The sequence below is a fragment of the Massiliimalia timonensis genome, assembly GCF_900186585.1.
Taxonomy (GTDB): domain Bacteria; phylum Bacillota; class Clostridia; order Oscillospirales; family Ruminococcaceae; genus Massiliimalia; species Massiliimalia timonensis.
The window spans coordinates 859,764-873,997 of the sequence record NZ_FYDD01000004.1 but is presented as its reverse complement, the minus strand read 5'-3'; the positions used below and the strand labels follow the sequence as shown (position 1 = coordinate 873,997).

16 protein-coding genes and 1 pseudogene are annotated in these 14,234 nt (G+C 45.8%); 8 read left to right on the top strand and 9 right to left on the bottom strand.

The genetic code is table 11. The annotated features are described in order from the left end of the window. Positions 1-10: 10 nt before the first annotated feature. The 4 genes from CIB36_RS11915 to CIB36_RS11900 all read right to left on the bottom strand — a co-directional run bounded on the left by CIB36_RS11915 (position 11) and on the right by CIB36_RS11900 (position 4,124). Positions 11-931, bottom strand: coding sequence for an ABC transporter permease (locus CIB36_RS11915; RefSeq protein WP_407657477.1), 921 nt, complete (start codon positions 929-931; stop codon positions 11-13). A gap of 377 nt (positions 932-1,308) precedes the next feature. Further along, the gene (locus CIB36_RS11910; RefSeq protein ID WP_093989751.1) at positions 1,309-2,184 is read right to left on the bottom strand and encodes a sugar phosphate isomerase/epimerase family protein; all 876 of its coding nucleotides are present in this window, start codon (positions 2,182-2,184) and stop codon (positions 1,309-1,311) included. 13 nt (positions 2,185-2,197) lie between these two features. Continuing rightward, on the bottom strand, positions 2,198-3,265 hold the full coding sequence (locus CIB36_RS11905; protein WP_093989750.1) for a Gfo/Idh/MocA family protein: 1,068 nt from the start codon (positions 3,263-3,265) through the stop codon (positions 2,198-2,200). A gap of 16 nt (positions 3,266-3,281) precedes the next feature. Continuing rightward, positions 3,282-4,124: a sugar phosphate isomerase/epimerase family protein gene (locus CIB36_RS11900; RefSeq protein WP_093989749.1), complete on the bottom strand. Its 843-nt coding sequence runs from the start codon at positions 4,122-4,124 to the stop codon at positions 3,282-3,284. 144 nt (positions 4,125-4,268) lie between these two features. Here CIB36_RS11900 and CIB36_RS11895 point away from each other — a divergent pair, with 144 nt between their 5' ends. Beyond that, complete coding sequence (locus CIB36_RS11895; RefSeq protein WP_093989748.1) at positions 4,269-5,084, top strand: helix-turn-helix transcriptional regulator; 816 nt, start codon at positions 4,269-4,271, stop codon at positions 5,082-5,084. 54 nt (positions 5,085-5,138) lie between these two features. Here CIB36_RS11895 and CIB36_RS11890 read toward each other — a convergent pair whose 3' ends face one another. Then, positions 5,139-6,269, bottom strand: a complete 1,131-nt coding sequence (locus tag CIB36_RS11890; protein ID WP_093989747.1) for a DUF4317 domain-containing protein — start codon at positions 6,267-6,269, stop codon at positions 5,139-5,141. 139 nt (positions 6,270-6,408) lie between these two features. Between CIB36_RS11890 and CIB36_RS11885 the strand changes: the two genes are divergently transcribed. Then, positions 6,409-6,606 carry a hypothetical protein gene (locus CIB36_RS11885; protein ID WP_093989746.1) on the top strand — a complete coding sequence of 66 codons (198 nt, stop codon included), beginning with the start codon at positions 6,409-6,411 and terminating at the stop codon, positions 6,604-6,606. 100 nt (positions 6,607-6,706) lie between these two features. Here CIB36_RS11885 and CIB36_RS11880 read toward each other — a convergent pair whose 3' ends face one another. Then, entirely contained in the window at positions 6,707-7,339 is a 633-nt protein-coding gene (locus CIB36_RS11880) for a superoxide dismutase (RefSeq protein WP_093989745.1), read from the bottom strand. Positions 7,340-7,562: 223 nt separating this feature from the next. On the opposite strand from CIB36_RS11880, the gene CIB36_RS11875 reads away from it, so the two are divergent. Continuing rightward, positions 7,563-7,943, top strand: a complete 381-nt coding sequence (locus CIB36_RS11875) for a helix-turn-helix domain-containing protein (protein WP_158662684.1) — start codon at positions 7,563-7,565, stop codon at positions 7,941-7,943. A gap of 233 nt (positions 7,944-8,176) precedes the next feature. Beyond that, a complete protein-coding gene (locus tag CIB36_RS11870) occupies positions 8,177-8,974 on the top strand; it encodes a hypothetical protein (RefSeq protein WP_093989743.1) in 798 nt (265 codons plus the stop codon). A 36-nt stretch (positions 8,975-9,010) separates the two neighbouring features. Here CIB36_RS11870 and CIB36_RS11865 read toward each other — a convergent pair. Then, positions 9,011-10,140 (bottom strand): annotated as a pseudogene (locus CIB36_RS11865) (aldo/keto reductase). Positions 10,141-10,271: 131 nt separating this feature from the next. On the opposite strand from CIB36_RS11865, the gene CIB36_RS11860 reads away from it, so the two are divergent. From CIB36_RS11860 to CIB36_RS11850, 3 genes are all read left to right on the top strand, one after another. Then, positions 10,272-10,643: a MerR family transcriptional regulator gene (locus CIB36_RS11860; RefSeq protein WP_093989742.1), complete on the top strand. Its 372-nt coding sequence runs from the start codon at positions 10,272-10,274 to the stop codon at positions 10,641-10,643. 212 nt (positions 10,644-10,855) lie between these two features. Continuing rightward, on the top strand, positions 10,856-11,230 hold the full coding sequence (locus CIB36_RS11855; protein WP_093989741.1) for a helix-turn-helix domain-containing protein: 375 nt from the start codon (positions 10,856-10,858) through the stop codon (positions 11,228-11,230). Positions 11,231-11,233: 3 nt separating this feature from the next. Next, complete coding sequence (locus CIB36_RS11850; protein ID WP_154825019.1) at positions 11,234-11,905, top strand: ImmA/IrrE family metallo-endopeptidase; 672 nt, start codon at positions 11,234-11,236, stop codon at positions 11,903-11,905. A gap of 269 nt (positions 11,906-12,174) precedes the next feature. Here CIB36_RS11850 and CIB36_RS13360 read toward each other — a convergent pair whose 3' ends face one another. Beyond that, on the bottom strand, positions 12,175-12,333 hold the full coding sequence (locus tag CIB36_RS13360; protein ID WP_158662683.1) for a hypothetical protein: 159 nt from the start codon (positions 12,331-12,333) through the stop codon (positions 12,175-12,177). A 198-nt stretch (positions 12,334-12,531) separates the two neighbouring features. On the opposite strand from CIB36_RS13360, the gene CIB36_RS11845 reads away from it, so the two are divergent. Next, positions 12,532-12,912 (top strand): helix-turn-helix domain-containing protein, encoded by a 381-nt coding sequence (locus tag CIB36_RS11845; RefSeq protein WP_158662682.1) that lies wholly within the window; start codon positions 12,532-12,534, stop codon positions 12,910-12,912. Positions 12,913-12,945: 33 nt separating this feature from the next. On the opposite strand, the gene CIB36_RS11840 is transcribed toward CIB36_RS11845, so the two are convergent. Then, complete coding sequence (locus CIB36_RS11840; protein ID WP_093989738.1) at positions 12,946-14,064, bottom strand: ATP-binding protein; 1,119 nt, start codon at positions 14,062-14,064, stop codon at positions 12,946-12,948. Between the last annotated feature and the right edge of the window lie 170 nt (positions 14,065-14,234).

Sequence of the window (14,234 nt, the reverse complement as noted above, 5' to 3'; positions counted from 1 at the left end):
ACAGTACTGCTTAGAACAGCGCATAATCTGCTTCTACTTTTTTAACAATGTGATTCACAACCATGATAATAATAAAACAAAGCACGGATTGATAAAGGGTCGCCGCAGCAGTCATACCAAGATTTGAGTTTGTCAGCAAGGAACGGAAAACATATGTATCAATGACATCGGTTTTGTCAAACAGCTGCCCGTTGTTCCCTACGATCTGGTAGAACATCTCAAAATCGCCGCGCAAAATCCTTCCAATCTGCAACAGAACCATGGTGATGATCGTAGGCTTCATAGAAGGCAGGGTGATGTACCAAATCTTTTGGAAAATATTCGCCCCGTCAATATCGCAGGCTTCGTAGCACTCAGTATCAATGTTTGTAATTGCTGCGATATAAATGATAGAGTTGTAACCCACCCATTTCCATGCGTTAAAGATACAAATGATCCATGGCCATACTCCTGGTATAGAGTATACGTTGACCGGATCCATCCCAAAAGTTTTCAAGACATTGTTCATAACACCGGTTTCGTAGTTAAAGATGTTAAAAATAAAGGTGCCAACAATAACCCACGAAATAAAATATGGCAGGAAAATGACAGACTGTGTAATACGTTTAAAGACTTTTCCGCTCAATTCGGAAATAACGATTGCAACCAAGATAGCCAATCCTTGTGAAGTTACTAGGTTGATTAAATTATACACAATAGTATTTTTGGTGATGTTCCAGCCTGTTCCGGAAACAAACAGGTACCGGAAATTTTCCAAACCGTTCCAATCGCTTCCGAATACACCTAAATCAAAACGATAATTCTTAAATGCCAAAACCAGACCCGACATTGGCAGATAGGACAGCACCAATACCAAAATCATCATTGGCAACACCATAAAAAACAGTGTTCTATTTTTTTTAAACTCATGTAAAAAGCCTTGCTTTTTCAATGTGTTTCCTCCTTGCTTGCCTTTTTAGAATTTCTTATATTAGAATTTCTATAAATAAAGTTAACATATTCTTCAAAAAAATTTAATGGGGCAAAACTATGATTTCAAGGAAAAATATATGCTGTTGTGTTTTGGGGAGATTTTCCGCTTTCCCTTTTAAGGGATGCCGCAGAGCAAAGAAAAGCCCCCTGTCAAGCAGTTTTAAAAGCCCAAGGCCCGATAAAAACAGCCTTTTTCTTATATCGCAAATAGACTCTGTCTGGTGCCATACGATGAACGAGAAAAAAGGTTGCTCCGTACAGTATTTTACTGTACGGAGCAACCTTTCATTGAAACTCTATGCCAAATCTTAAAAATCAAACAAGAATTTATTCCTATCAGCCGGCCGCATTCTCCAATTGAGCCAGATACCGTCTTAAATTTTCGATCCCAATGCGGATGCCCTGCAAGCTGTCTTCGATCCCCTCAAATTCCAATCCGAGGTACCCGTCATATCCTTCCCTTTTGAGCACCCCAAGACACTGCATGATCGGGACCGCGCCGTGGCCGATGATCGCGCCCCGCAGATAATTCCCGGAGCGGGACTGGAAAAAGCCTTCCCCGGGGTCAGGGCCGTTTCCAGTCTTAACAAAAAAATCTTTTGCATGAGCGTAAAAGACATAAGGCGCCGCCTTGCCGCAGGCCTTTGCAGGGTCTTCGTCCGCGCAAAGGAAATTCCCCATATCACAAAGCCAGCCAAAATTTTTATGATCTACTGTGTTGATCAGCCGCTCTACCCGGTCGGGATCCTGCAAAAAGAACCCATGGTTTTCCACCATAGTACGCACTCCTTTGGAAGAAGCATACTCTGTTACCCGGCGACAGCCGTCGGCAAGCCGATCAATTACATTTTGTAAGCCTTTGGCGCCCCGGTCGTCGCCAAAGCCCCAAGCGGCGTCGTGGCGCATACTGGTGCTCCCCAGCAAAAGCGCAGTATCCACCTTCCGCTTGAGCCGTTGTGCTTCCTGTTCCACATCATTCGCCAAAAAATCAGCATGGACCGTATAATTGGATACTACCAGTCCAAGGCGTTCACACTCTTCGCGGATCTGCACGGCATAATCCGCTTCGGATATTCCCTGCGGCGGTTCTAAATCTGTAAATTCTATTGCGTCAAAGCCTAGTTCCTTTGCTTTGGCGATACAGCCAAGCTGCGTCAGGCGCCCGTCCTGCAAATACTGCTGAAAGCTATAAGAGCTTACTGCAAGTTTCATGGCATTCTCCCCCTTATCCAATCACAACTTCATGGCCGGTTTGGGCAGATTCATAAATGGCATCCAGAATCTTCATCAGCACGATCCCATCCTCGGCCGGGGCTTTGCACGGTACACCACGCAGCAAACAGTCCACATAATGGTTGATCTCCCCTTCAAACAGCCCATCAAAACTCAGGGCAGTAGGGGTACATAAGGTAACGTTGTTCATATACCCGCTTTGCTGGCTGTACAGTTCCAGTTCCGGATCCAGCATTGCACCGGCTTTAGTTCCGAATAATTCGATTTTCCCCTCATCCTCCTTGATGTTTAAGGAGTAAGAAGCTTCCACCGAAACAACGGCCCCGTTATCAAAACGAATCATGGCGCTGGCCAAATCCTCCACATTAAACTCCTCCTGCCCAGTTGCGGATGAAGCAACATATCCCTTTTTATCTTTCAGTTCGCGGCGGTCGCCCATCTTATAGAAAGTCGCCCCATAAACGGAAACCGGCTTCGGATTACCCAGCAAATACCGGGTCAGGTCAATGACGTGAACGCCAAGATCAATCAAAGGGCCTCCCGCGGACATCTTTTTGTCCCCAAACCAGCCGCCCGGGCTGCCGTTGCGGCGCAGATAGGTAGCCTTTGCATAGTAAAGCTCGCCAAAATAATCGTCGCCGATCAGATCCTGCAAAATCGCACAGTCGTTCCCATACCGGCGGACAAACCCAATCATCAACAGCTTCCCGCTTTCTTCCGCCGCCTCTTTCATTGCCTTTGCCTCCTCGACCGAGGTAGCCATCGGCTTTTCACAAAGCACATGTTTTCCAGCCTTCAGCGCGGCAATGGTGCAGGGCGCATGCTGGCTATTCCAAGTGCAGACGCTGACCGCATCCAGTTCCGGCAGTTCCCGAAGCATGACATCCTTATCAGTATAAAGGCGGGTAATACCGTATTTTTCTCCCATTTCCTGTAAACGGTCTTCCCGAATGTCGCAAAACGCATACAGCTCGACATCCGGATTTTTTTGATAGGCAGAAATATGGCTTTCAGAAATATTCCCAGTCCCAATGATTCCGATCTTCAGTTTTTGATCCATGTTTTGTCCCTCTTTTCTATTTGATCAGTGCTTTTAAGTACGCCATTGCTGTTTGAATATCCTTTTCCGGCTCTTCTCCCACTTCCCGTTCAATGGTCAAAAATCCATGGTACCCGATCTCATCTAACGCTTTCAAATATTCCGGGAATGGCACTTTCCCCTCGCCCAGCGGAAGCTCAGTAAAGGATTCGCTCGCCAGCATTTCTTCCTCCACCAATCCGTAAATCACTTCCGGATCACGGTAAAAATTACGGCGCCCGTCCTTTGCATGGGTATGTACGATGTAATCCTTCAGGGTATGTACCGCCCGCACAGGATCGTCTTCCGTAACCATGACTAGGTTGGCCGGATCAAGATTCACCGCAACGCCCGTTGAGTGGAGCCCGTCTAAAAAGCGCTTTAATGTGGCAGAAGTTTCCGGCCCAGTTTCAATGGCAAAATGAGCGTCCAGAGAATCCGCATACTGCGCCAATTCAAAACAGGCCTGCTGCATCACACCGTACCGCGGATGCGCTGGGTCGGCGGGTACAACGCCGATATGGGTCGTTACGATATCGGTTTCCAACTCCTTTGCCAAATCTAAGATCCGCTTCGATTTCTCCAAAAGCTCCGGATTTTTTTCAGGATTTCCAAAACCGTGCCCTAAGTCGCCGCAAAGCGCGGAGATAATAAGCCCATGATCCTTTACCATCTTTAAAAACTCACGGCGTTTTTCTTTCGTCATCATTTCCGGCGACAGTTCTCCAGTCGTCGCATACACCTGAATGCCCTGCGCTCCCAATAAAGCTGCTTTTTTGAGTGCATTCGGAATATCGGTGCGAAAAGATTCCAGCATAACGCCAATCGAGAAATGATACATCGCAGATGCTCCTTTCCTTTTGCTTTAAAACAATTTATTGACAATTTCAGTAATATTATTATATAATATGCACAAAAGCAAAGTAAAGATAAAAACTTGCCCTAAATTGACACAATCTTGCTTTTTGAAGATGGAGGGATCTATTTGAACCGTCAAACCTCTTATGAAAACATTCAGTTTTCCGACACCTCGTTCCCAATCATTTTTCATTTCGATCATTTAAGCCATACAGAAAATTTTATGATCCACTGGCAAAATGATCTGGAGCTGTTATATCTTGTCAAAGGAAGTGCCCAGATCACCTCCGACCACCAGCGCCAAATTTTTACACCTGGGCAGGTCGCGGTCATTAACTGCACCCATCTGCACTCGATCCAAACGCTTAGTGAAACCTGTTATTATTACTGCCTTATCATTGGGCGGGATTATTTGGAAAAGCAGGGGCTTCCTGCCCGCGACATGGAATTGCAGTTTCATTTAGAGGATCCCCATATCCGGGAACAGTTTGAGCTGATCTGCCGGGAAATGAAGGAGGCCGGCCCTTACCATAAAACTGCCGTGAAGTCCGCTGTACTGGCAATCGCTGTCCAGCTTTACCGCAATTTTTCCCAGCCGGCCTTTGCTCCCCTTTCCCACGACAGCCGCCTAAACATGGTGAAAGCGGCCATTGCCCACATCCAAAAATATTATGACCAGCCGCTTACTATTGATTCTATCAGCGCGGCAGTCGGATTCAGCAAATATTATTTCTGCCGCGGGTTTAAAGAGATCACCGGCAGGACAGTGATCGATTATCTGAACCTGATCCGCTGCGACCACGCCCGCAGCCTTTTGGCTTCAGGAAACTGCAACGTCAGTGAAAGCGCTGAACAAAGCGGTTTTCAGAACCTTTCCTATTTTTCCAAAACCTACCGGCGGTATTTTGGATGCAGCCCATCCCAGCAAAAGCGGGAACTATAACGAGCCAAAAAAAGCAGGCGGTGACTGGAGTCGCCGCCTGCTTTTTGATTGTGCTCAGTCAATATGGATGTTGACGCCGTTTACCGAAACATCTCCTTCAGCACGGATTATAATGTATTTTGTCCCTTCGATCACTTTTGTTTCCACCAAATCTAACCGTTCCGGATTTACCTGAACTGTCACATCTGAAGTTTTGACCTCAAATTTCTTGTAGTCGATCATATTTTGAGGACTGATCACAGCGTCCTTTCCAAAGGTATCGTCGTATTTTTCGGCAAATGTTTCCAAGCGGCTTTCCGCAACGCCGCAGGAGGCTAGCATCCCCTTCATCGCCCTGCCCGAAACAGCAAGAGGCTCCTCCTCTTTGTTGACCTTATGTTCCAGGATCATATCGCTGACCTGCTCGTGGATCGCCTCCACAATGTCATAACTGCATTCCTCTTCTAAGGCCTCTTCCAGCAGTGATTGGAATGTTTCTTTCTGCTGCGGGGCAGGCATCGGCGGCTCACACCGGAACACCTCGTCAATAAAGCCGGTGTGGATCTCTGCCGCATTGCGGGAATAGTAAAGGGCATTATAAATATTCGTACTGCGGTCATCAAAGGCAGGGAATAAAAAGCCAAGCTCCGGCGCGGCTACCAAATAGTCGATCCCGCAGTTATGGAACTGGTTTTCCGACATGTAATAGCTTAAAGAAGGCTTGGTCATTTTAATGGGGCAAATACTGCACAATACATAAGAAAACACATCTGAATCCGCATCCTCCAGTTTTTCACCATCCTTGGAACGGTATGGGACATCATAAACATCGTACGTCAGCAGGATCAAATAATTCCCTTCCAAATCAATAGACTGGATCGCCTTTTGATAAAAGGCCCGGACAGCGTCCTCGTCCTTTAGCCCGGAATCACGCAATGCCATAAGCAGGTGGTGCTCCTCGCTGTCCACGACCTGCTGGGTGGCAAACTCGATATCCATTAAATTTTTCCCCAATGTCCCTGACAATGTACGCTTCAAGGTTGTTAAAATATTTTCTGTCTCTTCCTGCGAAGAAGTCAAAAGAGACTGTTCAAATTCCGATACGATCTCACGTTTCTCATTCACACAGCATCCCCGTACAAAGGAGATGTTGTTTTTTTCGGGGCGGAAACGGCGGCGGATCTCGGAAATTTCCTTTTCATTCATAAGTATTCGGATTCCTTTCTTTGTGATACCTGTATATTCTATCACAATCCGGCTTTAAAGTCATTCGTTTTTTCGGAAAATAAGGGTACCAGCTTGTTTAAAATGCTGGCAGATGCAGCTTTCCAAGGAATAGCTGGATGTGATCCGGGAAAGCCTTGGCGTCCCCGCAGAATTGGCTGTGACCTTTGAACAGAGCGACCCGCAATATTGGAACGCGAGAGAACGCTGGCTGGTGGATGTTAGCATTTATGAAGGGGATTCGTGTATCGCCACTGCCAGCGTAGATCCGCAGATATTGGAACTATGCCGGAATATTCTGCAACATTCCGGTAACTAAACCCTTTATTCAGAGAAACAGAACACCCCGTACTTTTTTCAAAAAGGTACGGGGTGTTCTGTTTCTTACTGATAGTCTGTAATCGGGCGCCGCAGCTCTGCTATTCACAGCACAGGCTATCCTGATAATATTGCTGTACTTGTTCCCAATCGATCACTTGGAACCAATTCTTCAAATACTCAGTCCTTCGGTTTTGATTTTTCAAATAATAGGCATGTTCCCAAACGTCAACAGCCAAGATCGGTTTTTGCCCCCTTTGAAGCGGACAGTCCTGATTCGGGGTGGTTGTGATATTCAGCCTGCCCCGTTCCGTTACCAGCCACGCATAACCGGAGCCAAAAACATCCAGCGCCGCTTTTTGGAATAGCTTGCGGAACCCTTCAAAACTGCCAAACTTGTTTTCGACTGCCTGAAGCAGGATCCCAGAGGGCATTCCCTGCGAGGGGAGCGTCATGACTGAAAAGAAAAACCGGTGGTTGTAAACGCCGCCGGCATTGTTTTTAATCGGACGGCTGATCTGTTTTGGGAACCGGGAAGCACTTTGGATTAGTTGTTCTAAAGAGAATTTTTGAAACCCAGGATGCTCTTGAAGCAGCCGATTCAAATGATCTATATAAGCCTGCAAATGCTTATCGTGGTGCAGACGCATCGTTTCTTCATCAATGTAGGGCTCCAAGAAATCATATGGATAGGCTAGCGGCTCGTTTATAAATGGATAGTATTGGTTCTGCAACGGTATCTCCTCCTAAAAAGCGCGTTATCTTACATTATGAGAAAAATCCCCGGTTTATGAATCCTTTCGCAGCTTTCACAGAGTCTGTTTCTACACAGGGAATCTAAAAATTTTTTACCCTTTTGGTATAAATTTGTAATTGTACTTCCCGCCCGTTTGTGATATTCTTAATTCAGAAGCATAGCATTTGTATGTTAAATCAATGATGGAAAGGCGGGTCAAAATGTACGAGATCTACGAACAATTGTGCAAAGAGCGTGGACTGACCAATTATAAGGTCTGGAAAGCTACTGGTGTTTCCCAGTCGTCCTTAAGCGAATGGAAAAAAGGCAACAGCATGCCTAAATATGAAAGCATGCGAAAAATCTCCGATTTTTTAGGTGTGACCATTGATTATCTGCTTGGAAAAGACCCAAAGCCTGACCCTTCTATGGATCATCAATTACAACAGGCAGTAAAGGCCTTGTCCAAAAACAAGGAACTGGTGGTGCTTTGCAGAAAAGTAGAAAGCGCACCGCCAGATAAACGAGATCAGATCACAAGGATGCTGTGTGAATCGGTGGATAATTATCTGCGCTTAATGGGGATCGACCCCGAGCAATAAAGCAGTTCATCTGGAACAGACAAAAAGAAGGAGGCAATATGATGACATGCCAGTACCGCGGCACATAATTTGAAGGCCCTGTTTGCCCAAATTGCGGTGCTCCGGCACAAACAAACACAACTGCACAGCAAACATCCATTCCACAGTCAGGGCAGCAGCCTGCTGCTTCACAATGGAACTATCCCTCGTCGCAACCAGCCTACCAACAGCAGGGCTATCCACAGGGCTTTCAGATGCCCGGGCCCAAAAAGAAAGGCCTAAAGGCTTGGCAAATCGTCCTGATCGTTCTGGGAGCGTTGGTCGTGATCGGAGGGTTCGGCACCGCCATTGGCGAGGCGTTCTCCAATCTGAGCACGATCCAAAGCTTGAGCTGGCAAAGTTCCGAAGATATTTCTTTGGAGATTGGACGCACAGAAAAAGGCTGGGTCAAAGTAAACCCCAAACAGTTTAAAGACGGCGATGTCATTTTCGCTAGCAGCGACGAATCGGTGGCAGTGGTCCAGCCCGGCACCAAGACCTCAGGCGCGCTTTGGTATGAGATCAAGGCAGTAGGGGAAGAAAAAGCTGAGATTTATGCACGTTCCAGCGATGGAAAAACAGAAACAGCCTTTCCGATCATTGTAACAGTTATATCGAATGAACCGGAACCAGAACCATCAACGGAGCCGGAAATCGGTAGTTCAGCCGAATTTATTCAAGATATTAGCCAAATCCTGTCCGAATCATTTGATCCGGAGCTTGTGAAATTTGATGTATCTTTTGATGAAACGACCAGCCTGATGACGATCACCATGTCGGAAGACGGAATGGCAAACCGGATCGTTTCCGATCTCGTATCGGAAGAAGAATGGACCACGATCCGGGATGGAATGGTCGATGTATCCACATCTATACAGGATCTGGGGCCTTATTATGGGTTCCCCGATACCAGTGTCCAAATCTCTATTTTAAACGATAGTCAAGAGGATCGGGTCCTTTTCAGTGTGTTAGACGGAACGATCCTTTATGACGTAATGGAAGAGCAGGAATAGAAAAAAGCGATGACGAGAATTCGTCATCGCTTTTTATTATCCCTCCAGCACAGTGGCTGCCTTTTTCAATTCTTCACGAATATGGATGTGCTGTGGACATACCTTTTCACATCGGCCGCATTGAATACAGGCCGACGCCTTTGCTTTTCCCTGCCCGTCTGTATTCCAGCTGTACTTGCCTTTTGCCATTTCCAGGTTTTCAAACGTTTTATACAGATTGATCGCCTGGAATGTCCCATAAATCGCGATCGAAGCAGGACAGTCCTTCATGCAGTACGCACAGGAGGTACAAGGCACAGTAGGCACCGCCTCAAAGATCTTTCTTGCTTTCTCGGTTATCTCGCGTTCCCGTTCCGTCATAGGCTGGAAGTCCTTCATGTAGGAAAGGTTATCCTCCATCTGCTCCAAGTTCGACATCCCGGACAATACTGTGATCACCCCATCCAGAGAAGCGGCAAATCGAATCGCCCAAGAGGAAGGAGATGCCTTAGGATCTTCCTGCTGGAACAGTTGTAGCACTTGATCCGACGGATCAGCCAAAATCCCTCCCTTGACCGGTTCCATGATAATGATCGGTTTCCCATGCTTCCGGGCTACCTCATAACATTTCCGGGACTCGATCGCCGGGTCTTCCCAGTCTGCATAATTGATCTGAAGCTGGACAAATTCCATTTCTGGATGCGCCGTTAAGATGCGGTCCAGTTCCTCTGCCTTATCATGCATGGAAAAGCCCAGATGCTTGATGATCCCCTCTTCTTTTTTCTTCGCCAGAAAGCTCCAAATATCGTAATCGTCAAAATAATGGGTCCGGCTTTCCCCCAGGTTATGAAGCAGGTAAAAATCAAAATAGCCTGCTCCCGTCCGCTGCAAAGAAGTTTCCAGCATCTGTTCTGCTTCTTCTTTCGTTTTTGCCCCTGCCCAGGCAGGAAGCTTTGTCGCCAGTAAAAACCGGTCACGCGGGTAGCGGTCTACCAGCGCGGCTTTAATTGCCTGTTCCGAAGCCCCGTCCCCGTATCCGTACGCGGTGTCAAAATAGCAAAACCCTCTTCCAGAAAACGGTCGACCATTGCTTTGGTCTGTTCCAAATCAATCTGTCCGTCTTTTTGAGGCAGACGCATCAGCCCAAATCCCAGCTTTGGGATCTTTTCTCCTAAATACCGTTCCATATGATCCGTCCTTTCTGTTTCATGCCGCTTGTCTTATACGACATTCGGTGTTATAATCATTGTAACAGCTTCGTGTTACACGAAGTCAAGTATATTTTTCAAATTATTTCCCAGAAAGAAGGAACCCGACCATGTACCACGTGAAAGAACTAGCCCGTCTTGCCGGAGTGACCGAACACACGATTCGCTTTTATACCGATCAGGACTTGCTGCCCTGCCGGCGGGATGCCAATAACCGCCGGATTTTTGATGAATCGGCAGTAGAAACACTTACGGTGATCCAATGTCTGAAGCATTGCGGAATGTCGATTGAAGCAATTAAACGCTATACGGACCTGTATAAGCTTGGCGATGTTTCTCTCCACGACCGGTACCAGATCATTTTAGAGCAGAGGGAGCTCGCTTACCAGCGGCTTCAGGAAGCGCAGGAGGTTGTTGCATATATGGAGCAGAAGGTAGCCTATTACGAACAGGCCATGGCCGCTAAATCCAACAATATATAACCTCAAAATAAAATGAGCTCCAAAGGTCTTTGACAGCTTATTTATCGTTCGCCTTGATTCGACAGCGCCGCAGAAAAGGGCTGTACAAATTTTCCAGCGGCCTGTTCTATTCTTTGTGATTACTCCTAATTGCGTTTTTTTATGATCTGTGATAATCTATTTCTATAGACTAATCGGAAATATTTTCCAAATTGTTTTTACTGGAGTTTTTTATGGATTTTTCTCAAATATTGTCCGGCCTGATGAAAGAAAATCAGGTTTCTGCCTATCGTCTTGCAAAGACCATAGGCGTTCACCAAACCACGATCAAAAACTGGCTAGACGGCAAAAGGCCCTGTTTCGAGCATCTTCACCAAGTGGCTGGATTTTTTCATGTTTCTACAGATGTCCTTTTAGGAAAATCTGCTGGAGATGTGTCGCTCATAAAAGAGAGCGCGGTACCGGTCAAAGACCCCAGCCTTATCCTGTTGTGCCGGAAAGTGGAAAATGCCCCGGCAGACAAGCGGGAGGCCATCACTAAAATGCTGAATGAATCCATAGACCAATACCTAAAGCTGATGCAAAGCCAGCCGGATAAGGGGGAATAACGCTTGAAGCCTGATTTTGAACGCTGCCGGCAGGCCGCAACGTTGCTCCTTTTAGAGCAAAAGGAGCAACACATGGCAGTACAAGTCCGTTCGCTTTCTTTTCAGAAAAAAATAATGATTGATTCGATCCAGCATTTTTCCCACCTGACAGGAGCTCCAGTCTATCAATTTACCGGAAGAAAAGGGCTTTTAAAGGATGGCTGCACGATCGTGTACCAAGGGATTTATCTTGTTCTTTATAACGTGTCCGAAATCAACCAGCAGCGTCTAAACTGGACCCTTGCCCATGAGATCGGCCATATCTACTTGGAGCATCAAACCGATGGAGCACTGCAAGAGGTAGAAGCACATGCCTTTGCCTCTCATTTACTGGTACCCGGAATTGTTTTAAATGCTCTGCAAAACGAAGGCGCCGCCCTGACAAAGGAATCGGTCAGCAGTATTTTTTCCATTTCCCTCACTGCCGCAGAAAAACGGCTGGCTACCTTCCAAAAGCGGCCTGATATTCCTTTTTCCGAGGAAGAACGGCAATTATTGCGAGCATATCAACCCTTGATCGATCAATATACACAACAGCAAAGCTTTTGTTCAAAGGTAGATTCCCCAATCTATGCGGAGGAAAATGCTGCTATGATCGAAAAAATGACCTTGCATTGGCTGTATGATGGAATTTGATGATACTTTACGATAGACATATACAAAGGAACTGGACAGTAATTGTCCCAGTTCCTTTTTGGCACTCGATCATTTTGGGGAAGTCCCGCAAAAGAGAAACTATTTTTTGGCGGCCATTTATTTTCGCGATCTGCTATTACTGCTGGTTGCATAATGCCGTTGCTGCTTCACGGCTTCTTTTACCGCAAAGTTTTTTGCGACTGTCTGCCCATAGGCCCTAGAAACTTTCTGCTTACTTTTTGTCTGGCGCTGTCTGCCGGCAATGCCTGCTAACAATCGGTTATCTGCGTTTTATCACAATCGGGCGGCGCCATGTCCTTTTCCCGCCGATACAGTTTTTCTATCAGGTCGATCGATTCCAGCAGTGTCAGTTTTCGTTCGACGCATATCTGAAGGATCTTTTGGGCTAACAACTGTTTTTGTTGCATAAAACCTCCTTTTATCTCACATAAGTTTAAAAAATTTTTGGAAACCAGTTGACTATTACTGCAAATCGTAATATGATAAGAATAGAAAACTATGTGTCGAATCTCCGTGATCCACTTTTTAGTATATTCCATTTTTAGTAATTATCAATGCTGATATTCCGGTATTTAGTACTTTCATCTCATACTGGAGGGATTTTTTTGGATACTCTATACAAAACAATTGAAAATCTTTGTGCCCGGGAACAGATCACCGTTACAGAAATGTGCCGGCGGTCCAAGGTCCCGCGTTCTGCCCTGTCCGATTATAAATACGGTCGAATCAAACAGATCGGTGTAGATAAGTTACAGCGGATCGCCGACTATTTTGGCGTTTCTCTGGATTACCTCTTTGGAAATGAAGCTGCTTCCTACGAACAGGACTCTGCGGAACAGCCTAAGTTGATCAGTGATCAGGAGCTGTTGCTTTTGTGCCGAAAAGTAGAAAGCGCCCCAAAGGAAAAGCGGGAGCAGATCAAAAAAATGCTGAGCCAATCCGTAGACAATTATCTGCGTTTAATGGGAATTGATCCTGAGAAATAAAAAAGGGCTGTCCAAAATTTGGACAGCCCTTTTTTATTTGCGGTATTTCCGCTCGATCAATTCTGTTTGGTATCCGCCGATCTCCGCCAAAATATCCAACATTTTGGCATCCGCCCGGTGATAGGTCTCATCATACAAGGACCGTGTTTCAGATAAAGTACCCTGAAAATTTTCCAGTGGAAAGCAAACCAAGAGCCTTGCTCCACCATCCTCTTTATTTTCTGCGGTAACCACACCATGTTGCTGTTCTACAGATAATTTTGTGATTGTAAGCCCTAATCCCAAAGAATCGGTACCCGTGGTAAACAGCGGTTCAAAAATACTGATCTGGTGCTCCTGTCTAATCCCCGCCCCATTATCTTCAACCGAAACAACCGCGCAGTTTTCTTCCCGATAACACCGAACCTTGACCATGCCATCTGACAGCTCAGAAACAGCCTGTAAAGCATTTAAACAGATTTCCGAGAAATCTTTTGCAAACTGCACAGAATCCAGTCTCACAAATAAAGAGGTTTCGAAACAGTCCAAAATCAGCTTATCGGCAATCAACGGAAAGCGCTGCTTGATCTGCTCTCCCCATTGGGACAACTGCTGCCCTAAATCCAGAAGCTGTAATGTTGGGGACTGCGTTTGATAATACAGTGAAATAAAGTGATAAAGATTGGTATTGTTTTTATTCTTTTGGCATTCGGCATAAAACGCCTGATATTCTGCCTTTTTCCGTTTTTCAGAGTCTGAAAGGCATTCAGCGGCATCCAGGGCATTTCTCCGTTTCTGGTCCAAATTCCGGTTTAATCTGGAAACCACAGCCGCGATCCTCGGGACAGGATTGGGCTCTTCCCATTGCAGAAAAACGGTATCGTCCACCTTAAAAGAGGTGACGGTCCAGAAAGGAATATGGTATGGATTAGAATTTACCTTTACGCAAAGGGGGGCGTCAGTCGGTAAAGAAGAAAGCAGAGTCAGGGCTTCAATATCGGAAAACAAAAACAATTTATCCATCTGCTCCCCGATCATAAAGGCCGGGCGCAATCGTTTTGCTTGCCGGTTTTGCGCACAGATCTGCAAATTAGGATCTGTGACTAATAACCCCGTCGGCTGTCTATCAATAATTTGCTGAACAATCTGCAAGTATTCCTCCTTCTTCATCATAGCGTGTCCCCTTCTTGGCGTTATAATTATATTATATGCAATTTAGTAATAAAAGTAAAGAACAAATCCTGAACGATAAATTGGACAATTTTCACATAAGGAAAATCACCCTTAACCAAAAAATTCCGTTCTTTTATGCAAAATTCTTTGTGTTTTTTTATAAAAATTTT